The sequence below is a fragment of the Plesiocystis pacifica SIR-1 genome, assembly GCF_000170895.1.
GTDB lineage: Bacteria > Myxococcota_A > Polyangia > Nannocystales > Nannocystaceae > Plesiocystis > Plesiocystis pacifica.
In genome coordinates, this window is sequence record NZ_ABCS01000109.1 from 1 (window position 1) to 24590 (window position 24590).

Annotated in this window: 19 protein-coding genes; 6 read left to right on the plus strand and 13 right to left on the minus strand. The window is 71.8% G+C overall.

Going from position 1 to position 24590, the window contains the following annotated elements; all coding sequences use genetic code 11:
- Positions 1-31: 31 nt before the first annotated feature.
- From PPSIR1_RS34460 to PPSIR1_RS34470, 3 genes are read right to left on the minus strand one after another with little or no spacing between them, the layout of a single operon-like run.
- Positions 32-916 (minus strand): hypothetical protein, encoded by an 885-nt coding sequence (locus PPSIR1_RS34460; protein WP_006975878.1) that lies wholly within the window; start codon positions 914-916, stop codon positions 32-34.
- Positions 913-1719, minus strand: a complete 807-nt coding sequence (locus PPSIR1_RS34465; RefSeq protein WP_006975879.1) for a hypothetical protein — start codon at positions 1717-1719, stop codon at positions 913-915. Before PPSIR1_RS34465 ends, PPSIR1_RS34460 begins: the two co-directional genes overlap by 4 nt.
- On the minus strand, positions 1716-3062 hold the full coding sequence (locus PPSIR1_RS34470; RefSeq protein WP_157596280.1) for a retropepsin-like aspartic protease family protein: 1347 nt from the start codon (positions 3060-3062) through the stop codon (positions 1716-1718). The genes PPSIR1_RS34465 and PPSIR1_RS34470 overlap by 4 nt, the downstream gene beginning before the upstream one ends.
- A 296-nt stretch (positions 3063-3358) precedes the next feature.
- Here PPSIR1_RS34470 and PPSIR1_RS34475 point away from each other — a divergent pair, with 296 nt between their 5' ends.
- A complete protein-coding gene (locus PPSIR1_RS34475) occupies positions 3359-4477 on the plus strand; it encodes a response regulator (RefSeq protein ID WP_006975881.1) in 1119 nt (372 codons plus the stop codon).
- Between the two features lie 120 nt (positions 4478-4597).
- Here the strand turns inward: PPSIR1_RS34475 and PPSIR1_RS34480 are convergent, their stop codons facing one another.
- The 4 genes from PPSIR1_RS34480 to PPSIR1_RS34495 all read right to left on the minus strand — a co-directional run bounded on the left by PPSIR1_RS34480 (position 4598) and on the right by PPSIR1_RS34495 (position 8023).
- Positions 4598-5281: a TetR family transcriptional regulator gene (locus PPSIR1_RS34480; protein WP_086001962.1), complete on the minus strand. Its 684-nt coding sequence runs from the start codon at positions 5279-5281 to the stop codon at positions 4598-4600.
- 91 nt (positions 5282-5372) lie between these two features.
- Complete coding sequence (locus PPSIR1_RS34485; RefSeq protein WP_006975883.1) at positions 5373-6815, minus strand: hypothetical protein; 1443 nt, start codon at positions 6813-6815, stop codon at positions 5373-5375.
- Between the two features lie 10 nt (positions 6816-6825).
- Positions 6826-7248, minus strand: a complete 423-nt coding sequence (locus tag PPSIR1_RS34490; RefSeq protein ID WP_006975884.1) for a VOC family protein — start codon at positions 7246-7248, stop codon at positions 6826-6828.
- A 4-nt stretch (positions 7249-7252) separates the two neighbouring features.
- Positions 7253-8023, minus strand: coding sequence for a hypothetical protein (locus PPSIR1_RS34495; protein ID WP_006975885.1), 771 nt, complete (start codon positions 8021-8023; stop codon positions 7253-7255).
- A gap of 257 nt (positions 8024-8280) precedes the next feature.
- Between PPSIR1_RS34495 and PPSIR1_RS34500 the strand changes: the two genes are divergently transcribed.
- The 4 genes from PPSIR1_RS34500 (at position 8281) to PPSIR1_RS34515 (ending at position 14415) form a co-directional block, all read left to right on the plus strand.
- Positions 8281-9966 (plus strand): metallophosphoesterase family protein, encoded by a 1686-nt coding sequence (locus tag PPSIR1_RS34500; RefSeq protein WP_006975886.1) that lies wholly within the window; start codon positions 8281-8283, stop codon positions 9964-9966.
- Positions 9963-11126, plus strand: a complete 1164-nt coding sequence (locus tag PPSIR1_RS34505) for a hypothetical protein (protein ID WP_006975887.1) — start codon at positions 9963-9965, stop codon at positions 11124-11126. The genes PPSIR1_RS34500 and PPSIR1_RS34505 overlap by 4 nt, the downstream gene beginning before the upstream one ends.
- Before the next feature lie 468 nt (positions 11127-11594).
- Positions 11595-12218 carry a hypothetical protein gene (locus PPSIR1_RS34510; protein ID WP_006975888.1) on the plus strand — a complete coding sequence of 208 codons (624 nt, stop codon included), beginning with the start codon at positions 11595-11597 and terminating at the stop codon, positions 12216-12218.
- Between the two features lie 214 nt (positions 12219-12432).
- Positions 12433-14415, plus strand: coding sequence for a S8/S53 family peptidase (locus PPSIR1_RS34515; protein ID WP_006975889.1), 1983 nt, complete (start codon positions 12433-12435; stop codon positions 14413-14415).
- Here the strand turns inward: PPSIR1_RS34515 and PPSIR1_RS34520 are convergent.
- The 5 genes from PPSIR1_RS34520 to PPSIR1_RS34540 form a co-directional block, all read right to left on the minus strand.
- Positions 14402-18076 carry a WD40 repeat domain-containing serine/threonine protein kinase gene (locus PPSIR1_RS34520; RefSeq protein WP_006975890.1) on the minus strand — a complete coding sequence of 1225 codons (3675 nt, stop codon included), beginning with the start codon at positions 18074-18076 and terminating at the stop codon, positions 14402-14404. The two genes, PPSIR1_RS34515 and PPSIR1_RS34520, sit on opposite strands and share 14 nt — an antisense overlap.
- Before the next feature lie 31 nt (positions 18077-18107).
- Positions 18108-18710: an RNA polymerase sigma factor gene (locus PPSIR1_RS34525; protein ID WP_006975891.1), complete on the minus strand. Its 603-nt coding sequence runs from the start codon at positions 18708-18710 to the stop codon at positions 18108-18110.
- A gap of 76 nt (positions 18711-18786) precedes the next feature.
- Entirely contained in the window at positions 18787-19266 is a 480-nt protein-coding gene (locus PPSIR1_RS34530) for an SRPBCC domain-containing protein (RefSeq protein ID WP_006975892.1), read from the minus strand.
- 13 nt (positions 19267-19279) lie between these two features.
- The gene (locus PPSIR1_RS34535; RefSeq protein ID WP_006975893.1) at positions 19280-21160 is read right to left on the minus strand and encodes a metallopeptidase TldD-related protein; all 1881 of its coding nucleotides are present in this window, start codon (positions 21158-21160) and stop codon (positions 19280-19282) included.
- Positions 21157-22974 (minus strand): metallopeptidase TldD-related protein, encoded by a 1818-nt coding sequence (locus tag PPSIR1_RS34540; RefSeq protein ID WP_006975894.1) that lies wholly within the window; start codon positions 22972-22974, stop codon positions 21157-21159. The genes PPSIR1_RS34535 and PPSIR1_RS34540 overlap by 4 nt, the downstream gene beginning before the upstream one ends.
- Before the next feature lie 123 nt (positions 22975-23097).
- Here PPSIR1_RS34540 and PPSIR1_RS34545 point away from each other — a divergent pair, with 123 nt between their 5' ends.
- Positions 23098-23625 (plus strand): FxsA family protein, encoded by a 528-nt coding sequence (locus PPSIR1_RS34545; protein ID WP_157596281.1) that lies wholly within the window; start codon positions 23098-23100, stop codon positions 23623-23625.
- Between the two features lie 48 nt (positions 23626-23673).
- On the opposite strand, the gene PPSIR1_RS34550 is transcribed toward PPSIR1_RS34545, so the two are convergent.
- Positions 23674-24447: a hypothetical protein gene (locus tag PPSIR1_RS34550; RefSeq protein ID WP_006975896.1), complete on the minus strand. Its 774-nt coding sequence runs from the start codon at positions 24445-24447 to the stop codon at positions 23674-23676.
- Positions 24448-24590: the final 143 nt, after the last annotated feature.

The window sequence follows — 24590 nt, forward strand, 5'->3', positions numbered from 1 at the left end:
CCTCGCTCACGGCGCTGTCGCGGCGCTCGGCCTACTCGGCGGCCTTGAAGTTCTTGCAGCGCAGCGCGCCCGCGTGGTGCGAGATGTTGTCGCGCAGGAAGGCCACGGCGCCGGCGGCCGCGAACATGTCCTCGGCCTTTTGCAGCTCGGCGCAGGCGGTCTCCTTGTCGCGCTTGTAGTCGGCGACGGCCGCGAGGCCCTCGTGGGCGCGGGCGACGAGCAGGGCCTCACCGCCAGAGTCGATCACCGCCTGGTACTCCTTGGCGGCGTCGTCGAGGCGCTCGGGGGCGACGACCTTGGTGTCGTCCTCGCCCACGCCGAAGGCCTGGTTGAGGTGGGCCTCGGCGAGGTGCAGGCGAGCCAGGAGCCCGTAGGGGCTCTCGTGGCGCAGGACCTCCTCGAGCTCCTCCTGGGCCTGGGGGGCCTCGTGGACGCCGATCAGGTAGACGGCGTGGGCGGCGTGGGCGAGCTGGAGGATCTCCTCGTCGCCCAGGCGGTTGCCGGCGTTGACGGCCTCCTGGGCCGGCTCCTCGCCGTTCTCGGGGATGATCTTGGCGGCGGCCATGGCCTGCAGCGAGGCCGCGATGGCGTTGGCGCGGACCTTGGTGTCCCCGGTCAAGGTCGCGCGCAGCTCGGCCGCGTCGGCGGCCACGGCCTCGTACTCGCCCTTGAGCAGGCGCTCGTAGAGGGTCGCGAGCTCGGCGGGGTCGGGGTCTTGCTCGGGCAGCCCGGGCTGGGCGTCGGCCCCCTCGCCATCGCCCGCGCCATCGCTGGCGCCGTCGTCGTTGGAGGTGACCTCGTCGGGGTTGGTGCTGTCGCCGTCCTTGTCCTTCTTGCAGCCCGCCGGGGCCAGGGCCAGCGCGAACGCGGCGATCAGGGACAGGGAGGTGGTGGAGCAGAGCTTGGTGCGGTTCATGGCTCGGGTGCTTCGTCGGGGGTGGCGTCGGGGGTGGCGTCGGAGTCGGATGTGGGGTTGGCCGACGCGTCGGGGCTCGGCGCTTGGGATGCTCGAGGTGCCTCGGGGCGGTCGGGTCGCTCGAGCACGCGGATCTGGATCTGCCCGCGCGCCCCGAGCATGCCACGCATGTCCGCGCCGCCGATGGACTTGGGGTCGTCGAAGAGCAGCAGGTCGCCCAGGACCTGGACGCGGTCGCCCAGGTAGAGCGAGATCGTGTCGTGGGGCCCGTCGTCCTCGCGGGGGGCGATGACCCGGGCCTGCTCGAGGTTCTCGAGGCCGAGGATGACCGAGGCCTCGCCCTCCCCGGCCTCTGCCAGCAGGGCCAGCTCCGCGGCGATCGCCGTCTTGCGCCCCGAGCCGTGGCGGTTGTGATAGACGCAGGCGAAGGGACCCGTGCCCAGGGCGCCCTCGCCCATGCGGATCACGCCCTCGACGTGCACGGGGCCGTTGTTGGCCTCGGCCAGGCCGACCACCGGCAGCGCCTCGAGCTTGGCCACGCGCAGGTCGAAGTCCGGCCGCGCCCGCAGGCCACGCTCGGACTTGCGCCCCTTCATGACCACGTTGGCGAGGACCAGCACGCCGACCGCGAGGGTGATCAGCAGGCCGACCTTGGCCCAGGGGGCGTTGAGCAGCCAGTCGATCTCGCTGGTCTCGTCGGGCACGGCCTGGCCGCCGAGCTCCGGGGGGCCGAGGGCCGCCAGCAGCTGGCCGAGGGCGGCGTCGAGGGTCGCCAGGGAGCGTTGGATGTCTGCGAGGATCACCAGTTCGCCTCCGCGAGCATGAGGGTGAACTCGAGCGAGTTGGTGTCTTCGCTGTCCTCGGCGACCTCGCCGACGAGCAGCGAGCGGCCGGTCTCGCCAGGATCGATGCGCTCGACTCGCTCGCCGAACAGGCGCGGGCCGTCCTTGAACTCGACCCGCGGCATCGCCCCATAGATCGGCACGGTCCCGTTGTTGGTCAGCGTGATCACCCAGCGGATCCGCCCCAGCCAGATCTCCGGGCGGCCCTCGACCTGCATGGTCAAGATCGGCTCGATGTCGTAGGCGCGGTTGGGCGGGCCCTCGTGGACCCGCGGGATCAGCCGCATGCGGTTGCCCTGGTAGTCCATCTGGACCACGAACTCGCGCATGACGTTGAGGCCGAGGAGCCCGTCGGTGTGCTCCGTCGCGCACGAGTCGCACACCGACGCCAGCAGGCCGGGGATCCGGACGTCGCCCAGGCGCAGCGCCGGGAGGTAGACCATGCGGCTCTCCCGGAGCCCGCTGGCCGTGTTGAACTCGAGCTTGGGCGCGTCCTCGGGCACCTCGATGCCCAGCTTGCGCGCGGTCTCGGTGGTGATCGTCGTGTACGAGGCCCCGGTGTCGAACAGGTACTCGAGGGCCTCCACGGGCGCGCCCTCGCCGTCCTCGCTCAGGGTGCCCCCCGGTCCGCGACCCTCGAGCTCGACGCTCAGGAAGATCGCCGCGCCCTCCTCGGTGAAGGGCACCACGATGTCGCCGTCGAGGGCCACGCGGGTCTCCTCGAGCACGGGCGCCGGGAACTCGCCGCCCCCCGGGTCGATGGCGTCGGCGGCCTCGTGGCCGAGGGCGCTCAGGGCCCGGGTCGCCTGGTGGGTGTCCCCGAAGTGACCCTGGACCACCCACTCGCAGCTGCGCAGCGCCGTGCCCACGAGGTCGGGGATCAGCAAGGTCGCGATCAGCAACCCGCTCGCGTTCCACACGCTCGGCAGCCAGGCCATCGTCGCCCGGATCCGCGCCGGCTCGGCGATGTGTTTCCAGGCCGCGATCACGAAGGGCACGCCGAAGGTCAGGGCGACGGCGAGGAGCCAGTGCCACGCCGCGTGGGCGTCGGGGGTCGCCGCGCGGGCCAGGGAGAACACCGTGAGCAGCGCGACCAGCCCGACCACGAGGGACATCAGGCTCAGCGAGACCCAGCCAAAGGCCACGGCCACGGACGCGAGCTCGCGCGCGAACCACCCGCGCTCGGAGTCCGGCTGGCCCGGGGGCCCCTCGGCCGACGCCGCACCCTCGCCGGCCCGCGAACCGGCCGAGCGTGGACCCGTGGACGCGTCCGGGGGCCGGCTGGATGTGCTCTCCGGGGCCAAGGCACCGCAATGTAGCAGCTTCGATCCCGCCCGGGGCCGCCCCCAGGCCCTGAGCGGCGCAGGCGTTGAGAAGGGGTTCGGATTCACCAGGCCCGGTTTTCTCTCTGCGCGCCGACGCGACCGTCCCATCCCGACGTTCAGGTGCGACACCGCGAGCGAGCGCGCCGCGCGAGATCTGCCTTGGGCGGCGCCCTACGTGACAAGGCGTGCAGGACTCGACGCGCTCCAAATCACGGCTTCAACTCCATTGAGTAGTTGGCGTGGGTCTTCGATGGCTCTAAGATTTCGCTCACGCGATGCCGGGGCCATCGAGCGCCAAGCCGCCGATCTTCAAGATCAGCTTTGAGTCCTACGACGATTTCCTCGTCGAGTATGGCGACAATTTGCGCCGTGGAATTTTGATGCTCCCCGGCGAGACGGGCCTGGCGCCCGATCAGCCCGTGCGCATCAAGCTGATCTTGCCCGACGAGCACGTCCTGTACCTCAAGGGCACGACCCGTGAGCCGGGCAAGGAAGCCTACGGCGCCCGCAAGGCCGACGACCAGATCCAGGTCCAGCTCGCCACCTACACGGCGGAGCAGACCGCGGCGCTGGAAAAGTGCGTCAGCGGAGTCATCGCCGAGGAGGCCGCCGCCGAGGAGGCCAGCGCCACCGGGCCCATCAACCTCCTGCTCGTCGACGACTCCGTCGGCGTCCGCATCGAGCTCGGCGACGCCCTGCGCGACCGCGGCCTGCGGGTGCGCGTGGCCGAGAACGGCCTGGTCGCGATCGCGGCCGCGCTCAAGCGACCCCCGGACATCATCCTGTCCGACGTCGAGATGCCGGTGATGGACGGCTGGACCTTCCTGCGCATGACCCGTGCGCGCCAGCGCCTGGCCCACATCCCCTTCGTCTTCTTCACCCGGCTGACCGACGACCTCTCGCGCCTGCAGGCCTACCGCATGGGCGTCGAGGACTTCCTCGGCAAGGACACCGGCGCCGACGAGGTCCTCGCCCGCCTGCAGGGCGTGCTCGCCCGCCACGCCAACCGCCCCGGCGCCCCCACTTCGGGCGCGCCCATGGCCATGGCCACGGGGCAGGGCCTGCGCGGGGACCTGGAGCACGTCAAGCTCGGGAGCTTGATGTCCTTCCTCGAGTCCGAGAAGCGCACCGGCAAGCTGCACCTCGACAACGGCCACGACTCGGCGATCCTCGACATCGTCGGGGGCCAGCTCGCGGGGGTCGAGAACCTCGGCAACTACGCCCACCCCCACGACCGCGTGTTCGAGCTCCTCGACTGGAACGCCGGGGCCTTCGAGTTCGCCTCGGGCGAAGACGAAGACGGGGCGCCGCGCAAGGACGAGGACCTGACGCCGATGACCTATCTGCTCATGGAGCACGCGCGTCGGGCCGACGAGGCCAACTCTCAGGGCTGACGCTGGCAGGGCTGACGCTGGCAGGGCTGACGCTGGCAGGGCTGACGCTGGTTTGAGCGCGAGCGCGGCTGGGATTCGTCGAACCCCAACCGCGCGCGACAGTCGATCTCGCTGCGCTTGCTAGCCCTGACGGACGCCGTTGAGGATCACGTCGAGGACCTGGGTGAAGGTGGCCTCGAGGGCCGCCTCGGCGCTGGCCCGCATGTCGCTCTGGGCCTCTTCGCTGACCGCGGGGCCGCCGACTTGCCGGGGCTCGCCGGGCGGCACCGGGGCGGGCGCCTTGGGCAGCTGCGGTCGGAGCAGCGCCTCGCAGGCCGCCAGGAAGGTCGTCCGGACCAACGCGGGCTCGAGCCCCGTGCGGAACCGGCCGCTGGCGATGCCCGCTCGAATGACCTCGTCGATCTTCTCGCAGGTCCGGCGCTGAGAGCCCTCGATGAGCTCCGTGAGGCTCGGCGTGGTCTCGAGGTCCCGGTAAAAGGGCGGCTGCGCCCTGGCGTAGCGCCGGCACATCAGCAAGACGATGGCCCTCAGCTGCTCGGCCTCGTCCGCCTCCCGGGCCAGAATCTGGTCGACGCCGAGATCGAGGCCATCGACGAGGCGGGCGAGGGCTTCGCGCGCCATCTGCTCTTTGGTTCGAAATTGCTCATAGAGTGTCCGCTTGCTGATGCCCACGTCCCGCGCGAGCTCGTCTACGCGCATCCCCCGGTACCCCTGGATGAGGAGCCGCGTCTCCGCGTGATCCAAGATTCGAGTCTTTAGTGAATGTCGTTGCATGGGTTTCCCCCCCAGGAACAAATCAAGCATTCCTAACGGGACCCGTCAACGACTTCGGTGTTTTTAGGCGAAAAAAGTGTTTGCGCAGCTTTGTTTGTCTAGCGAAATGTACGCTGGTTGTTCACCTGGCAATGCGAACTACCGGGCGCTCGACGGGCCCGGCGAGGCTGCGCACCCTCCGCCGCTTGGCGCTGGCGGCCGTACCCGCCCAGGCGATGACGACCCGCGGCTCCCACAGCTCGTTGCGCTCGCGCAGCCAACCGTAGGCCGGGCAGCGTCGGCACAGGTCCTCGTCGATGCGGTTGGCGGCGAGGACCGGGAAGTTCGGCTCGCTCTGGCCGTGGACCTCGATGCGGACGGCCAGCGCCCGCGGCTTGGGGCCCTTGCGAAATCGCGCCCGGGCGGTCCCGAGCTCGGTGTCGGTGAAGGGGTCGAGGCCGCTGCGGGAGGCTCGAATGTCGGGGTCGAGGGCGTCGGGGTCGGCCGCGATCTCGGCGCTGACCAGGGCGGGGTCCTCCGGCAGGAAGGACTGGCGCACGCACGCGGTCAGCCAGGCGCCGGGGAGGGTCACGCCCTCGAGGGCGACGTCGGGGGGCGGCGGCGGCAGGCGGACCACCCGCGGGCGCGGGCGGCCGTCCTCGCTGGCCTCGTAGCCGATGACCCGGACATGCAGGCCGCTGCGCAGGCGCAGGAAGCCCAGGGGCGAGCTGAGCACGAGCTCGTAGCGCTCGCCGAGGACGGCGTGCTCGGGCAGCGCCGTGTCGAGCACGTCGAGCACGCCGACCTGGCTCGAGGGGCTCGAGCGGGCCTCGAGCTCGGGGTCGCCGTGGGGCAGGAGCTCGATCAGGGTGCTGTCGGTCGCGAGCACGAAGGCGCCCACGGGCCCGCGCTCGGCGGGCAGGCCCACGCGGCCCGCCGGGTGCAGCCAGCCGCCGTTGAGCACGGGCAGGCGCGAGCGCAGCCGGGCCTCGAAGTCGCACTCGGCGATCAGCGCGCGCAGGCTCGGGAGGGCGCGCTCGATCGGTCCGCGGGCGGGCTGCTCGAGCCAGGCGACGGTCGCCAGGCTGGGCACGGCGAGGAGCTCGGGCCGCGCCCGGTGCAGGGCCTCGAGGGTCTCGGCCGCGGGCGAGGGGCCGTCTCGAGGGCCGCGCTCGATCGCGTCGATGCGGACCACCGAGGGGGCGCCGAAGCTGCTCAGGTCCTGGACGCGGAGCTGGTCGACGAGGGGCTCGTCGACGCGCGCGTGGAGCATGACGAGGGCGCGCGGCTCGGACGACTCGGACAGCTGGGCCCGCGCCCGCCAGCGCGCGTGCAGGCGGGGCCGGGCGAGGGCGCCGGCCGTGAGCGCCTCGGCGTCGAGGGCCTCGGCGCCAAAGCCCAGCCGGGCGCGGACCCGCTCGGCGTGGCTCGGCGCGTCGAGGACCGGGACCGAGGCCCGAAAGTCTTCGAGGGTCGCGACCCGGCGCAGGCCCAGCGCGCGGCCCGGCTCGGTGTCGACGAGGGAGGTGAGGATCGCCCGCAGTCGGGCCTCACGGGCCGAGCTCCCCCCACCTGGCGCGCTCATGGCTGGGCGATCACCACTCGCCCTGGCTGGGCCGGGACGCCCACGGCTCCGCGGGCGGGAGCGCCTCGCCGCGCTGCAGCAGCTCCACGGAGATCTGGTCGGGCGAGCGCACGAAGGCCATGCGCCCGTCCCGGGGCGGACGCAGGATGGTCACGCCCGCGGCCTCGAGCTTGGCGCACAGGCCGTAGATGTCGTCGACGGCGTAGGCGAGGTGGCCGAAGTTCCGACCGACGCTGTAGTCCTCGTCGTGGTCCCAGTTGTGGGTCAGCTCGAGCTCGGGCGCGCCGGGCTCGGTCGCCAGGAACACGAGGGTGAAGCGCCCCGCCGGGACCTCTTTGCGGCGCAGCTCGACGAGGCCGAGGAGCTCGAAGAATTTCAGCGCCGCGTCCAGATCGCGGACGCGGACCATGGTGTGCAGGTACTCGAGGGCCATGCTCTCAACCCCGCTCTTTGCGGGCGTCGCGGAAAAACAGCGCGTAGTTGTGGTCCATGGAGTGGACGCGCAGCCACGCGTCGAGGCTCGGCTGGCTGCGCGGATCGGCGACCAGCGACAGGGCCTCGCGGATGTTCTGGTACAGCCCCGGCGGCGACAGCGAGGCCTCGACGATGGGCACGAGCTCCGGGGTGCGGGTGACGATCGCCTGGCCGAGGGCGAACCACTTGTCGTCGACGAACTCGATCGCGCCCTCGCAGTGGTCGCTGGCAAGGCGCGAGAGCTGAGCCCACTCGCCGGCCTCGATCAGCTTGCGCATGTGCGGCTCGATCAGGGTGTAGACCTCCGGCCGAATCGCGACGAGCTCGTGGGTGCTCTCGCTCCACATCCAGTCGTCGTCTTCTTCGACGAACACCACCCCGACCAGGTCCATGCCCACGGGCAAGGCGTCGACGAGCTCGGCGAGGCCGAAGCTGATGGGCGTCCACTCGATCTGCCGCTCGACGTCGCGGAGCATCTCGACGAAGCCCGCGATCTCCTCGGGCGACACCGCCATGCGAGCGCGGTGCTCGGTGGGATCGACGACCTGGAAATAGTCGTCCTCCGTCGCCGCGAACAGCGCCCGCCACTCGCCGCTGAGCAGCTCGATCTTGAGGTCGTGCTCGGCGAGCAGATACCCCAGCTGATCCCTGTCGGCGTTCGCAAGCGCCTCGAGGATCTGGGCCTCGATCTCCCGATACACCTCCGAGGGAAGCTGGTAGGCGTGGCAGCGCACGGAGGGCAGGCTACCGCACTCGAACCCGGGAGCCCAGCGATCACAGCGGGCTCGAGGCGGGCTCGGAGCGCGCTCGTTTCGGGCCGCAATCGCCCGCCGCCTCAGCCCCGCCCGGGTAGTCGGGGGTGCGACTGGTGGGGTCTCGATCCCCCGAGCCGCCTCGGGTGCTTCTCCGCACATGGCGCGGACGCTATGATCCACCGACCACGGCCGACCTCGGGCATGGCCCAGGGGCGTGCCCAGGCCCTGGAGCCTCCATGATCAAGCTCTCCCCCGACCCCCAAATCGCCGAGCAGCAGATCGCCGCGCTCATCTTCTACCTGACGACCTGCGGCTACATCGACAGCGAATTCGACCTCAGCGAGAAGGCCTTCGTGCGCGCCTACCTGCGCAAGATCGTCACCGCGCGCGTCGACGCTCGAGACGGCGAAGCGCTCAGCCCAGAGCTGCGCTTCGAGACCATCGAGCGCGAGCACGAGCACTACGTCGAGGTGTTCCAGGGCATCGACCGCGAGGTCAAGGACCTGTTCACCGAGGCCGTCGCCGAGGGCGAGGACGTCGGCGCCTTCGTCCGCTCCAAGCTCAAGCTGCGCTGCTTCGAGATGTTCCAGGAGCTCGACGAGGGCAACCGCGGGGCCCTGCTCGAGGTCGTCGACGACTTCATCAACGCCGACGGCGTGGTCCACCCCGAGGAGGTCAAGTTCCGCAACGAGCTCGCCGAGCTCCTCGAGCAGGACACGATGATCGCCGACGAGGACGTGGTCGGCGACGAGGTCGCGATCGGCCGGCCGACCAAGGTCGAGCCCCGGGCCGAGAACCACCCCTTCTTCAGCAACTTCGAGCACCACTACTCGGCCGACCCCGGCAAGATCCGCAAGCAGATCGACGCCGACCTCCAGGTCCTCGAGCAGGCCAAGAAATTGTGGGACGCCGAGCGGGCCAAGGGCGAGGGCAAGCTCAGCGGGGTCGCCAACGTCGACGGCCTCGAGGGCAGCGAGCGCTTCCTCGACGAGCACGTCTACGTGGTCCCGCCGGGCAACGAGGACTTCGAGCTGACCGTGCTCGGCGACCTGCACGGCTGCTACTCGTGCCTCAAGGGCGCGCTGATGCAGGCCGACTTCATGGAGAAGGTCCGCCGCTACCGGGCCGACCCGGACAACAACCCCAACCCCAAGCTGGTCCTGCTCGGCGACTACATCGACCGGGGGCGGTTCAGCTACAACGGCATCCTGCGCACCGTGCTCAAGCTCTACTGCACGGTCCCCGAGCACGTGTTCGTGCTGCGCGGCAACCACGAGTACTACATCGAGTATCAGGGCCGGGTCTACGGCGGGGTGCGCCCGGCCGAGGCGATCAACTCCCTGGTCAAGCACGTGCCCGACGAGGTGTTCGAGCGCTACCTGGCCTTCTTCGACTCCATGCCGAACATGCTGATCCACGATCGCATGCTCTTCGTGCACGCCGGCATCCCCCGGGACGCGCTGCTGCGCGAGCGCTGGCGGGACATGTCCAGCCTCAACGACAGCGACATCCGCTTCCAGATGCTGTGGAGCGACCCCAGCCGCGCCGACGCCATCCCCGAGGACCTCCAGGCCGCGAGCGCGCGCTTCCCCTTCGGCCGCAAGCAGTTCCGGGCGTTCATGAGCAAGCTCGGCTGCAACCTGCTCGTGCGCGGCCACGAGAAGGTCAACGCGGGCTTCAAGAAGGTCTACCGCGACGACGACATCCAGCTGCTCACGGTGTTCTCGGCCGGCGGCATCGACAACGACGACATCCCCCCGGACAGCAACTACCGCGACGTCCGACCCATGGCCCTGACGATCGCCCGGACCAACGGCGAGATCTCGGCGACGCCCTGGGAGATCGACTACACCCGCTACCAAAACCCGGAGCTCAACGCCTTCAAGGAGCGGGCCCCGGAGATCGACATCACCGACCTGTGAGCTCGCGCTCGGCTCGGGCGCAGCGCGAGCGCCTGGCCTTCATCCGTCGACGGCTCGAGCGCGACCTCATCGAGGAGGTCGACGACCCGCACCTGCGGCTGATCTGGGCCGACCTGCTGCTGCTCGAGGGCGACCCCCTCGGGCGCCTGGTCGGCATGGAGCACGCGTGGGAGCGGGCCCGGGCGCGCAAGCCCAAGGGCGCGCGGCGGGCCAAGCAGCTCGGGGACCAGGTCCTGGCCCTGCGCGAGGCGCTGCAGGGACGGCTGTGGACCCGCGGCTTCAACTTCAAGGGTGTGGAGCTGCGCTGGCGCCAGGGCTTCGTCGAGCGGGTCGAGGTCGAAGGGCGCAAGATCCCGGGGCGCGCGCGGCAAAAGCCCTCAGCCCTCGACGAGGTCCTCGGGCCCCTGCTGCGCGAGCCGGCCCTGCGCTTCGTGGAGGTGGTGACGATCCACCACGAGACCGACGACCCGCTGCGCTGGCTGGGCGGCTGGACCCGTCGCCTGCACCACGCGACCTTGCGCGAGCTCCACATCGGCGCCCCCACCGGGCTGTACACGCGCCCAGGCGGGAGCTGGGAGCCGGGCCCTCCGGGCGTGGATCACCACGGCCTCGGAGAGCGCTGCCGAGCCCTGCGCTGGCTGACCCTCAACGGTGAGCTCCAGCGCCTGCCCTGCGCCCAGGGCTCGACCCAGGCCCGGGTCCACCACGCGCGCAAGCTCGCCGGCTACTCGAGCTCCAGGGTCAACCGGGCCAGCTTGTCGCGGGCGCTGTGGGACGCGAGCACCAAGGTCCACGAGCAGGCCTTCGAGACCGCGCTCGCCCTTGGGGCCCGGGCGGCCTTCCTGGCCCCGGACCTGGCCCTGTTCCTGCGCCCGCCTTTGAGCCGCAAGGACCCTCGACCGGAGCGAGCGCTCGCGGCCCTGCGCGCCATCGGCCCGGCGAGCGCCCCCGTGCTCGACGCGGTCGTGGCTGAGATCGACGCGCTCTTCGACGGCCGACGCAGCCGCGAGCGCGGCGACGCCTTTGCGCGCTGGGCCCTGGCCCTCGGACCGCGCGCGCGCTCGGCCAAGCCCGCCCTCGAGGCCCTCGCCGAGCGCTCCACCGGCTCGCACCGCGAGCTCGCGCGAAGGGCCCGAGAGGCCGTCTCGACCCCGCCCTGATCGATCGTCCACAGGAGGGTTTCGACAACGCGCGTGGGCGTGCTCTCGGAGCCTTCTCGCAGGCTCGTCGACTGGCCACCGGCGGGGCTTCCAGGCTGACCTGGCGACAACGGTGGCCGCCGCTGGAACTCACGCATGGGTCCGGTTGAGCCGTTCTTGCGTGAGTTCCAGCGGCGTCGCAACGCTCCCGTCGCGAGCCCGCCCGAGCCCCGCGACGCCCCCTCGATGGGGCCCGCCGCAGCGGTGACCGAGGCCACGATTGGTTCAACCACGATCGGGCTGGATCGGCAGCTTGGATCGGGACCCGAAGCTGCCGGTCCTACTTTCTTCGCGGCACCCAGACTTTTTTCTCCCCTTGGCACGGACTTGGTCTCGGCCTTGCACAGGGGGCGCTCGAAAGCGGGGCAGCCCGACGCTGCCCTCCCACCACTCAACCCAAGCCATCGCGGCTGACCGCGAGTTCAGATCATGTTCACCTTCAAGAAGACCACCCGCTCCCTCGTCGCCTCGCTGCTCCTGGGCACCGCCCTGTTCGCGTGCACCGCTGAAGAGTCGTCGACCGAGCCCACCGTGGTCGAGCTGAGCCTCGACGAGATCGACAACCTCTCTGACGCCGAGCTGAGCGAGCTCGCGGCCCTCGAGCTCGAGGGCCTCATCGACGTCCAGATCGAGGGCGAGGTCGAGATCGAGGAGCTCCCCGGGGACGTCCTGTCCCAGCCCATCGAGCCCTGGGATCCCTGGATCCCCCGCATCCCCGAGGCGGCCACGGAGTACGACCCCTCGCTCACCGAGCAGTCCCTCGGGCCCGCCCCCTGGGGCCCCGAGCTGGCTCCCACCCTCCACGGTGAGGGCGAGCCCCTCCCCAACCCCGCCGTCGAGCTCATGACCGAGATCGAGGCCAACGGCCTCCCCCTCGTCACCAAGCCCGAGCGGCCCCTCCCCAACCCCGCCGTCGAGCTCATGACCGAGATCGAGGCCAACGGCCTCCCCCTCGTCACCAAGCCCGAGCGGCCCCTCCCCAACCCCGCCGTCGAGCTCATGACCGAGATCGAGGCCAACGGCCTGCCCCTCGTCACCAAGGACGAGGCCTGACCTCTCCGTCCTGATCACGACAAACGCTGCACGGCGCCCCCGCTTCGGCTTCGAAGCGGGGGCGCCGTTTTTCGTGGCGAGCGACCGGCAAACCGCCCGGTTGGGATGTGAGGCTGCGCATTCTCGGGGCCGGGGAATTGGCGTTCTGGTCTCGTCCAGATCGGGCTGGGCTGGAACCACATCGATGCGTCCCCTGCCAAGCCGAGCACTCGCCATGCGCACATCCCAGCTGCTGTTCCCCCTGTTGTCCGCGACCTTCATCCTCGCCTGCGCCGCGCCGGGCGGCGACGACACCGGCGACGACGCCGGGGGCGATCCGGAGTACCTGACCTGCCCCAGCGCCCGGGTCATCGCCCTGCTCGAACACCCCGACGGCGACTGCGACCTCGACGACGCGCTGCCCGAGGGCTGGCGCCACGACAAGATGTTCGAGGAGAGCTCGCCCTACCTCGAGGACAACATGAGCGCGCCCCCGACCCAGCTGCGCCGCTACTGCAGCTACATCTTCGGCGGCTCCGACGACGTCGGCACCGACGCGGACTACCAGGCCCTGTTCGCGGTCCTCGACGCCTCGCCGGCGGTCACCCCGGACACCGCCGCGGTCGACTGCCTCGGGCGCCTGGCCCAGGCCAACACCACCGAGAGCGAGGAGCTGCACGCCGCCATGCGCGGGGCCTTCCGGACCAACGTGGGCTGGCTGTCCGCCGACGAGCTCGGCGTGAGCCTCGACGCCATGGACCCGGCGGACATCGCCGTGGTCGACACCGTCTCGCCCAAGTACGGCGACAACCCCGAGTACGACCCGGTCAACTTCCACGGCCTGCAGATGGCCGAGCTGATCAAGGACATCCGCTGCCCCAACGGCGCCGAGCAGTGCCGGGTGCCGGTCCGCTTCCACCAGGCCATGCCCCGGGTCAGCATCTACGACTCGCCCGAGTACAAGACCGGCGGGCACTTCGGCAGCCAGGCCGACATCGCCATGGGCATCTACGACGCCGTCGCGTCCTGGGAGGAGCGCCAGGGCAGCCCCGACGAGACGCCGCGCCTGGTCATCAACCTCAGCGCCGGCTGGGAGCCGCTCCCCGACAACCCCGTGGACCTCGCGCGCGCGCCGACGCGCTCGGTCTACGACGCGCTGCGCTACGCGAGCTGCAAGGGCGCCCTGGTGTTCGTGGCCGCGGGCAACAACGCCGAGCCGAGCTGCCCCGGCGAGCACACCGGCGTGACCGTGCCGGCGACCTTCGAGGGCCTCGCCGCGCCCACGAGCAGCGAGTGCGCCGCGCTCGGCTTTGGCGGCGAGGAGGACCCAGCGCGGCCGATCTTCACGGACCAGGCGCGCCCCCTCGTCTACGCCGTCGGCGGCGTCGACCCCCGGGACCAGCGCCTGGCCAACTCCCGCGTCGACGGGCAGCCGGCCCTGGTCGCGCTGGGGGCCAACTCCGCCACCCGCGAGGCCGCGGGCGCCGACGCGCTGGCGCTGACCGGGACCTCCGTGTCGACGGCCGTGGCCTCGGGCGCGGCGACCTTGCTGTGGTCCTACCGCCCCGAGCTGCGCCCCGACGAGGTCGCCGCCTACCTCTACGCGCACGGCTGGGGCACGGGCGAGGACGCCGAGGTGACCAACGTCGACGGGCGCGCGGAGATCCGCCGCGTGCACGTGTGCGCGGCCCTCGACGCCGCCTGCGAGGGCCTCGACCCCAGCGTCTGCCCCTCCAACCTCGACTGCGTCGCCTCGCCCCCGGCCGAGGACGCCGGCATGGGCGAGTTCTTCGCGGTGTTCGACAGCGTCACCGCCGAGGGCAGCTCCGTCGAGTTCGACGGCGGGCTGTCCGAGCCCGAGGCGCCCAGCTGCAGCCCCGAGGGCGCCTCGACCCTGGGCCGGCCCCAGCCCGAGGTCCCCGTCTGCCCCCACTGCAACATCGACCGCGACCCCGACGACACCAAGCTCTACATGACCATCGATCCGGCCTACGCTGGGACGATCCTGTCGGCGATCCTGACCACCCTCGACAGCGACGGCGACCCGACGCTGCACCGCTTCGAGGGCGACCTGATCGACAGCCTCAACGACCTCACCGTCGAGATGACCGTGCTCAACCTCGCCATCACGGACATCGAGGTGGCGACCATCGACTTCACCATCGACGACCCAACCGCCGGCGAGCTCACCCAGACGAGCACCGTCACCTTCCGCTGAGCGGCGGAGCCCAGCGCCCGAAGGCGGCCTCACAATCTGTGAAGGCCGCCCTCGCCCGTCGCGGCTCCTCGCCGAGCTCGAGCACGCGGCGCTCGGCCGGCAGGCAGTAGGTGGTCGCTTCGCGCAGCGCCTCGACCAGCGAGCTCTCGTCGAAGCGCAGGCCCTCGAGTCGCCACGAGCGCGCGCTGCCGTCCTCGGCCCCGGTGACGACGCGGCGCCCCGCGGGGCCCAGACCGAGGCTCAAGACCGGCGCGTCGTGACCCCGCAGCACGATCGCCTGCGCCTCGCCCCCAGGCCCGAGCTGCCACAGCCGCACGCTGCCGTCGTAGGCGTGGGAGAGCACGCGCTCGGCGTCGACGAACACCGCCCCGAGCACGCGGCCGTCGTGGCCTTCGAGCAGGTGCAGACCCTCGCCGCTGGCCGTCGACCACACCCGCACGCTGCCGTCCGCCGAGGCCGAGACGACCCGCGTCGCGTCCGCGTCGAAGGCCACGGACAACACGGGCTGCGTGTGCCCTGCGAGGCGCAGCGAGTCTTCGGGCTGGTCGCGGCGCCACAGCCGAAGCTCGTGGTCGTCCCCGCCCGTGGCGATCCGCCCGCCATCGGCGCTCAGCGCAAGCGCCCGGATCGCCCCCTCGTGCCCCGAGAACGCCGCCTCCTCCGCGCCCGTGCGGGCGTGCCAGCGACGCAGCACGCCGTCCTCGGCCGCCGTATATACGTGCACGCCGCCGACGTCGAAGCGACCCGCGTAGACCACCCCCTCGTGACCCTTCAGGACCGCGCGGCTCTCCCCCGTCGCCGTCGCCCACAGCCGCGCCTCGCCGTCGGAGGAGGTCGAGAGCAGGCGCTCGCCGTCGGGGGAGAATTGGAGCTCCCGGATGCCCCGGCGGTGCGCGTCGAGGCGGACGATCCCGCCGTCCTCGGGGGACCACAGGCGAATCTCACCGTTCGAGCGACCCAGGGCGATCCGCCGGCCCCGAGGCCCAAAGCGCGCGACGTTGAAGTAGGCCGGCTCGTCGTAGTAGGCCCGCTCATCGTGGCGCGCGAGCTCGACTCCATCCTCGAGTCGCCACAGCCGGGCCTGCCCGTCGCTCCCGACCGTGACCGCCCGCGCGCCGCCGGCCTCGACGTCCACGCTCTGGACCGCCCCCTGGTGCTCCTCGAGGGCCAACTCCCGAACGGGTCGCTCCAGGTCCCAGGTCCTCACCTCGCTGTCCCACGAGCCCGTGGCCAACCAGCGCCCCGAAGCGTCGACGCGCATGGCCAAGATCCCCGCGCGATGACCCTTCAGGACCTGGCGCGGGCCCACCCCGTCGGCGCTCATGATCCGCGCGGTGCCGTCGAAGGAGCTGGTCACCAAGCGCTCACCATCGGGGGTGAAGGCGAGCCCCCACACCCCCTGCTGATGCTCGCGCAGCGTCCGCTGCTCCTCGAGCCGCGGGGCGGAGCTGCCCTCCGCCGCGAGGATCCCCAGGCGGAGCTCGCCTGAACTGTCGGCGCTGGCGAAGCGCGAGCCGCTGACCGCGAGGGCGGTGATCTGGTTGGACGACTCGATGCTCAGCTGCGCCTGCTCGACGCGCCCCCTCGCCTCGGGCGGAGCCGACCAAAAGTGGACCATCCCGTCGTCCCCGCCGGCCACGACCCAGCCCCGGCCCAAGAAGCGGGCGTGAAACACATCGTCCTCGTGGCCTTCGAGGCGCAAGGTCTCGGCGCCCGAGTCGAGGTCCCAAAGCCGCACGCTGCCGTCGCTGGACGCCGACAGCATCCGCCCTTGGCCGTCGAAGTCGAGGGCCCGGACGGCCGCGGTGTGGCCTTCGAGCAAGGTCGGCTCGGGCTCGAGGGCGCCGCTGGGGTCCGCGCCGAACACCCTCGAGGTCCCGTCCCGGCCGCCCACGACCAGCCCGCGTCCGCGCGGGTCGAAGCACAAGCTGCGCTCCCCAGCCTCGCGGGGGTCGGGCTCGAGCAACGCCTCGGCCTCCCCGCCGGCGACCGCCAGGGACCACACGCTGCCGTCGGCGTAGGCCACGGCCAGGCGCGCGCCGTCGGGGCTGAGCGCGAGCCCGACCACCCCGACCTCGCGCTCGAACAGCGTGGCCCCGTCGCCCGAAGCCACGGACCAGCCCTGCACCCGCCCGTCGCGACCCCCGGAGTACAGCGCCTGCCCCGTGGGCGAAAAGGCGAGGGACCAGACCACGTCCGAGTGCCCGCGGAGCACGGCGTGACTCAGCGGCCGACCCAGGCTCGCGTTGGCGGCCGAGCGCCACAGCTCCGAGGCCCGACCCTGCTCCCCGACCTCGCGCAAGAGCACCGCCGCGATGGTTGGATCGCGCTCGGACACCACCTCGAGCTCGTCGCCGTAGCTGCGGTAGACGCTGAGCTTGGCCGCGTCCTCGGCCCGCTCGGCGTCGTCCCGGGCCTGGCGAAAGCCGCGCTCGCGCTCGACCTCCAGCAGCTGCTCGGTGAGCGCGTTCCAGTAGCGCTGGCGGGCGTTGTCGCGGACCTGCTCCCGGCCCCACGCGCTCCCGCCCACGAGCACCGCGGCGCTCAGGCTCAGCGCCGCGACCCGCCGGATCCGGCCGCGGCGACGAGCCACGGGGTCGTCGCGCAGGGCCGAGATCAGCGCGCGCATGTCGGGCCAGCGCTGGTCCGGGTCCTTGGCCAGGCCGCGCTCGACGACGGCGCCGAGCCAGCTGGGGACCTCGCGCTCGAGCGCGTGCTGAGGCCGCGCCGGCACCCCCTCGACGATCGAGCCGATCAGCTTGAGTATGGTCGTGCCCACGAAGGGCCGGACCCCGTAGAGCGCCTCCCACAGCGCGACGCAGAAGCTGAACTGATCGCTGCGGGCGTCGCTGGCCTCGCGCAGGAATTGTTCGGGCGCCATGTAGGCCGGCGTGCCCACCAAGGTCCCCGCCCGGGTCAGGGTGGCCTCGAGGGCCGAGCGCGAGCTCGGCTCGCCGGCCTCGGGCCGCTCCCGCTCGCCCGAGGACTCCAGGGTCCCAGTCTTGGATGGATCGCCCGAGGCGCTGTCCCGCGAGCCATCGACGCGCGCGTGGGCCAGGCCAAAGTCGGCCACCCGCGCCCGCCCGTCCTCGCCCACGAGCACGTTGTCCGGCTTGAAGTCGCGGTGGACGATGCCCGCCTCGTGGGCCGCGGCCAGGCCCTCGCCCGCCTCGCAAAAGACCTCGAGGATCGCCTCGAGGCTGCGCGCGCCCTCGCCCAGCCAGCCACGCAGGTCCTGGCCCTGGACGTACTCCATGGCCACGAACAGCTCCTCGTCGACCTTGCCGACCTCGTGGACGGTGACCACGTTGGGGTGCGAGAGCTTGGCCATGGCCTGGGCCTCCCGCTGCAGGCGCAGCCGCGTCCGCTCCTGCGAGCGCCCGCTGAGCAGCAGCTTGACGGCCACCCGGCGGTCGAGGTCCGCGTCGTAGGCCAAGAAGACCTTGCCCATCGCCCCGGCCCCGAGCTCGCGGATGACCGTGTAGCGGGCGATCATCCGCGGACCCACGGCCCGGCCCAGGAGCGCCGCGCGGACCTCCGCTTTTTCCCACTGCGCCTCGAGCCCGCCCATGGACTCGACCACCCGCTGCGCCCGACGCAAGACCCCCTCGTCCCCGGGCAGCGTGCGCTCGTTCTCGTCGCCTGGGTGCTCCGAGTCCACGGCTGTGTCCCTCGCCCCTGCCTCTGCCTCGTCAGGCCTGCGCGCGCACGCGCTCGGACCAGGCGATGAGCCCCGAGAGGGTCTCCTCGACCTGCGCCGGGCTCTGGCCCCCGGCCTCGAGCTGCTCCTCGAGCAGCTTGCGCGCCCGCTGCAGCCGGCTCTTGATCGTCGAGTGCGGGATCTCGAGGACCTCCGCGCACTGGGCCGTGGTCAGCTCTTGCCAGTAGTAGAGCTCGAGGACCACCTGGTGCTCGACGGGGATCCGGCGCAAAGCCGCGAGCAGCTGCTGCTCGTCATCCTCGGCGGCGAGGATCTTGCTCGGGGTCGGGTCGAGGTTCTCCACCGTCGACAGCCCAAAGTCGATGCGCTCGTCCCGGCTGAGGTTCCGATAGTGCCGCTGCAGCTGGCGGTAGGCGATGCCGTAGAGGTAGGAGCGGAAGCTGCCCTCGCCGCGGAAGCGGGGCAGGGACTCGATGCAGGCCAGGAAGGTCTTTTGGCTCAGCTCGGCCGCGTGGTCCCGGGCCTTGGTCCGAAAGAAGGCCGCGACGCCCTCGTAGTGGCGCTCGAACAGCTCCTCGCCCGCGTCGGTGTCTCCCTGGGACCAGGACTGGAGCAGCTCGGCGTCCGAGAGCATGGTCAGAGCATACGCCAAAGCAAAACGAAAACGAGCGGTGGGCCCAAAGGCGCACCGCTCGTACCGCCCGTCGCGCTCAGCCCATGAAGTTGAGCTCGAGGGGCGCGCGCGTCTCGAGCCAGGTCTTGAGCGCGCTCAGGGCCATGTCCCAGCCAAAGCCCGCCCGCCGCCGGGTCTCGCTGTCCGCGGGCAGCTCGCCCAGATCGTGGACCAGGGTCAGGCGCTGAACCCGGGGGCTGCCGGGGATGGTCTCGATGGTCCAGCGCAGCTCCGAGGCCGGCTCGTCGAGGTCGACGAAGGCGAAGCTGTGGGCGAGGACCCGCTCGGCCTCGCACGCGCGGATCTCCCCGCGGATCGCCTCGCGCCGGCTCTGGTCGTCCTCGTCGTCGAAGTTGCCGTCGCCGCCGGCGAAGAAGCGGACCGGGCCGCCGACCTCGAAGTCCGACTCGATCGCCGCGTCGAGGTACCACCGGCGCGTCTGCTCGCCCTCGGTCAGCGCCGCCCACAGCTCCTCCGGACGGCAAGCGATGTAGACGGTGCGGGTCTCGGTGCTCATGACCCGCACCCTATCAAGCCCCGCCCTCCCGGCGCAGCGGATGATCCAGGATCGGCAGGCGCTCGTTCTCCCCGCGCTCGACGACGAGCTCGAGGCCGTCGACGATGAGCGCCGGCGTGGTCACCTGCACGTCCACGGTCTGGGCCAAGAGCCCGTCCAGGCCCAGGTCCGCGGCGAAGCCCCCCGAGAGCCCCGGGGCGATGCGCATCGCCAAGGTGCCCGGGGTGTCCCCGATGGCGCGGATGCGCCGGAGCACGCGCATGGACATGGGCGAGAGCAGGGCGCCGCGGACCAGGGTCCGCACGACCTTGCCGCCCTCGTCCTCGACGCGGAACACCCGGCCGGGGAGCGGCATCGACACCTTGCGCCCCGAGCTGAACACCACCGCCGAGTCCCGGGGCACGGAGCCGAGCACGGTCCCGTCGCGCATGGTCTCGACCACGAAGGCGAAGTCGTAGCCGTCCTCCCGGGCCCGGCGCAGGAGCTCCCGCTCGAGGGCCGGCGCCTTCATGGGCTTGGTCCGGGAGCGGCCCTTCTTGGTCGGGGCGAGGGTCAGGTTGGAGATGCACGGCCCGGAAAAACCGGCCGCCGTCGCCCGAGAGTGGCCGTTGCTGGTCGCGATCTTGGTGTTCGGCCGCCGGGTCATGAGCAGGGTGTGCAGGACCCCGGCGCGGACCAGCTCGATGCGCTGGGCCGCCGTGCCCTGGGCGTCCCGGGTGTAGCTGCCAAAGCCCGGCGCGAGCGGGTCGTCGACCAGATCGAGGAAGTCCGGGAGCACGGTCTTGCCCAGGCGGTCGTGCCAGTGGGGCTCGAGCTCGAGCAGGCGGCCGTAGTCCGAGAGCGGGGCCGGCTCGCCGCCGGCGTGCACGGGGATGGTCGAGGCGAGCAGCTGGGCCGCGGCCGTGGGCTCGAGCAGGATCGGGCCGTCGTAGTCCTCGTCGAGCATGGGCGCGGCGACGATCTCGTCGAGCTCGGCGAGCACGCGGTCGACGAGGGCCTCCCCGGCTTCGCGCAGCTCGTCGGCGGACGCGAGGCTCTGGAAGTGGATGGCCCCGCCGTGGTCGAGCTCCATGCCGTCCTCGGCCTGGGTCTGGGCGACCACCCCGAGCACGCTGCGGTCCCGGGTCTCGCCCATGGCCAGGCCCTCGGTGTCGATGAGGATCTCGTGGCTGCGCAGCTCCTGGATGACCACGTCGCCGTTGTCGATGCCGGGGTGCTTCTCGAAGCGGGCCGAGAGCGCGCCGGCGAGCTCGCGCAGCTTGGCGCGGTCGAAGGTCGGCGCGTCCGCGGGCGGATCGACCAGCGGCGAGCTGTCCTTGGCCTCGGCCTCGGGCGCCCAGCTCAGCATCAGGACCGGCTCCGGCAGGGGGCTGCGGTCGTCGGGCAGCTCCTTGTCGGCGAGGCGATCGATGGCGCTGAGCTTGGCCTGGAAGGCGACCGTGGCCGCGCGGTAGCTCTGGTCCATGGCCAGCCACAGGCGCTTGCGCGAGGCGACGGCGTCGGGGGAGCGGGGCAGGCGAAAGCTCGGCTCGACGTTGCCGCCGAAGAAGTTGGTGTTGTCCTGGGTCGGCGAGCCCACGCGCACGCCCACCGAGGCGATGGCGTCCGTCGAGGCCAGGTCGACGATCACGCCGCCGTAGGAGCCGTCGAGGGTCAGGCTCTCGGCCCGGACCCCGCGCAGCTCGGCGCCGTAGGGCTCGGGGGCGTCGGGCAGGCGCAGCTCGGCGATGCCGCGCTGGAGCTCCTGGCGCAGGGCCTCGAGCTCGCTGAGGGCGTGGCCCTCGGTGTGGCCCTCGGCGTGGACAGTCGCGCTCAGGCCAGGGACGAGCTGCACGGCCAGCGCCGCCAGGCCCGTGGTCCCGCCCAGGATGAAGTCGCGTCGATCGAAGCTCACTTCGCACCTCCCTCGGCGCCCGCTCGGGCCCGCTCGCGCGGCGGCGGTGGCAGCAGCGGCGGCTTGTTCCGCTCGTGCACGGCCCGCTCGATCTCCAGCTTGCTCAGCAGCAGCGAGGGGCTCACCGCCGACACGGGCACCCACCCGCTCTCGGCCCCGCACATGCCGTTGAACACCCCCGGGACGTCGCCCGCGGCGATGATCGTCTCGAACGCGGCCAGCGGCGTGCCGACGATGTCGGCCCCGCGGACCAGCTCGTCGGGGCGGCCGTCGGTGTACACGCGGTAGACCATCAGCGGCATGACCTTGAAGGCCTGGGGCCCGGAGCGATCGGTGATCGTGTAGCCGCCCTGGATGTCGGCGAACCACAGCCCGTAGGGCTTGCCCTGGGCCTTGGCCTCGGCGATCAGCGCGTCGCGCAGCTGCTCCTCGGGCAGGGTCTCGCGGGCCGAGACGACCAGGTTGCCCTGGCGCGGGACCACCCGATAGCCGCGCTCGCGCCGGCCGTGGCCGTTGCTGGACTCAAAGGGCGCGACCACGGAGCGCGACTGCAAAAAACCCTCGAGCACGCCCTCGGACACGAGCTCGGCGCGCTGGGCCAAGACCGCCTCGTCGTCGACGAAGTAGTGGCCGTTGAGGGGCTCGCCGTCGATCGCCGCGAGCGAGGGGTCGTCGTAGACGTCGATGAACTCGGGCAAGATCGGCTGGCCGAGCATCTTGGTGAAGGTCTGGCCCTCGTAGTCGTCCTTTTGCCGGTGGCCCTCGAGGCGGTGGCCGAAGATCTCGTGGAAGAACACCCCGGCGGCGGGGCCCTCGAGCACGGCCGGGCCGGTGTAGGGCTCGGCGATGGGGGCGGCGCGCAAGCTGGCGAGCTCGGCCCGGAGCTGGTCGGCGACCTCGAGCAGCTCTTCACGGGTCGGCAGCTGGTCGGGGGCGTGGCGCTCGAAGCTGACGAAGCGCTCGAGGCCCATGCCGTCCTCGGCCTGGGTGGTCGCGACCATCATCAGGCGGATCCGCACCCGCCCGCTTTGGACCTTGGCGCCCTCGGTGTCGACGTAGCTGCGGTTCTCGACTACGGCGTTGAGGACCACGGAGGCCTGCTGGACCATGGGGTCGCTGTCGAGGATCGCCGACAGCTCGGCGACGATCGGGGCCCACTGCTCGCCGATGCCGTCGAGGTCGAGGGCGTAGGGCGCCTCGATGTGGACCAGGGGCTCGTCCATGGCCGTGAAGTCCGGGTGCTCGAGCTCGTCCTCGCGGGTCAGCATGGACTCGCTGCTGACCGCCTCGACCCAGGCCTCGACGGCGTCCTGGTACTGCTGCTCGCTGACCAGCCAGATCGCCTGGGCCAGGGACAGGGGATCGTCGGCCAGGCTGACCTGGACCCCGGAGCCGAGGCCGTTGCCCCCGTACCAGCCGTTGGTCGGGTGGCCGTTGTCGAGCATCGCGTCGCCGACCCGCACGTCGACGTCGAGGGCCCGGTCGTCGTCGACGTGGTTCTTGTCGAGGGCGCCGTCGTTGGCCTCGAGCCACAGCGACTTCACGCCGACGAGGTCGTAGGCCATGAAGTAGGCCGGGTCGTCGACGAACTCGGGGCTGCTGAGCTTGGCGAAGTTGGTGGCGAGCTCGGCCTCGAGCACGGCGAGGGCGGCGCTGGGCTGGCCGGCCGTGGGCTCGAGGGTCTTGGCCTCGAAGGTCATCGGCGGGCCCAGGGGCGCGCGCGTCCCCGGCCCCTTCGTGGGCTTGCAGGCCAGGGCCCCCGCGCTCAGGGCGAGGAGCGAGGCGAGCGGGATCGTCAGGAAGCGACGGTTCACCGGGGGACTATAGCCTCCCCGGTCGGCGAGGGCGCGAGCTCACGCCGCGACCCGTCCGGGCCGGTTGATGGGGGATGAGTCGGGTCTGGTCGGGTCGCGGCAGGGGGCTGCTATGCTCCGTCGGTGCTCGGTCGGTTGTTCTTGCTGTTCACCCTCGTGCCCCTGGTCGAGCTCTACCTGCTCATGACCCTGGGCAGCTTCATGGGGACGCTGCCGACCATCGCCCTCATCGCGACCACCGGCATGCTCGGCGCGGCCCTGGCCAAGCGGGAAGGTCGCAAGGCCCTGACCGCCTACCAGCAGGCGGCCATGCAAGGGCAGCTCCCCGAGGACGGCATCGTCTCGGCCCTGCTCATCTTGGTGGGCGGCGTCCTGCTCATCACCCCCGGCGTGCTCACCGACGTGTTCGGCCTGTCGATGATGATCCCGCCGGTGCGCCGCGCGACCGCCCGCCTGGTCAAGGCCCGACTCCAGCGCAAGCTCGAGGAGGGGGTCGCCAGCGGCAACGTGCGCGTGATCGGCTTTGGCTCGGGCATGGGCTTCGGCGGCGGCTTCGGCTCGGGCAAGGGCCGCGGCCCGTCCGCGGGCAACGAGCCGGGGGCCGTCGGCCGCGGCGTCGTCGACGTCGAAGTCGTCGACCGCAAGCCCTAGTTCTGCTTTGCAGTGACCCCCGCTGCGCGGTGGGGGGCTGGGCGACAGCTACCCACGCAAGCGCCCGAACACGACCTGGGTCCGGTACCACCCGCCGCTGAGCGCTCCGTACCAGCCGTAGCCGATCGGGTGCCCGTCGGCGTCGGCCATGAACAGGATCGTCCCGGTCCCAAAACCCGTCGAGCCGTCCTCGGCCCGGGAGTCGTCCTGGTGCGCGTAGCGGGTCGAGTCGAGGATGCGCACCAGGTAGGCGTCCTCGATGAAGGGGGCCGGCACCGGCGGCGCGAGCACGATGCCGACGTGCCCGGTGTTTCCACCCCGCGGCCAGTCGGCGGGGCGCTTCCAGGCGAACACGTCGCCGGCGGTGACCGCCTCGATGTCGTCGATCTGCTGCCAGCCCTTGCGCCCCCGCCCGACCGGCGCCTTGGCGATGATGCGCACGTAGGTCGCGGCCACCGGGCGCTCGCGATCGAGGGCGGCGTGGGCCTTGGGGGCCACCCGCGCGAGCATCCAATTCATCATCCCCGAACAATCGAAGTGGTAGAGGCCCTCGCGCCGACGCACCCGGGTTCGATGCGAATACTGCGTGTCGGTCCGGGTGGCGTCGATCTTGTCCGCGAGCGCGAGCAAGCGCTCGGCCGCCGAGGTCGCCGGCGCGGCCGGGCTAAAGGTCGCCGGGGCGTCGTCGATGGGCCCGGTGTACGCGAAGGCCTCGGGCGAAGGGCGCTCGGACTGGCGCGCCGCGGCGTCACCAGCGGGGAGGCCGAAGACAAATACGGCACTCAGAGCAATGAGCGATGCAGCGCGTGTGGAGCGGGGCATGATGCTTGGCACGGTTCGTAGGCACTTCGGTTTTGAATCGGTACCTTGGCTCTCCATTTTCGCACACCTCGAATCCGAGCGAAGTCGCCCCTGAGGCGGGGCCCTCCCCCGAGGCTGCGCGCCGGGCAACCCGCACGCTGTGG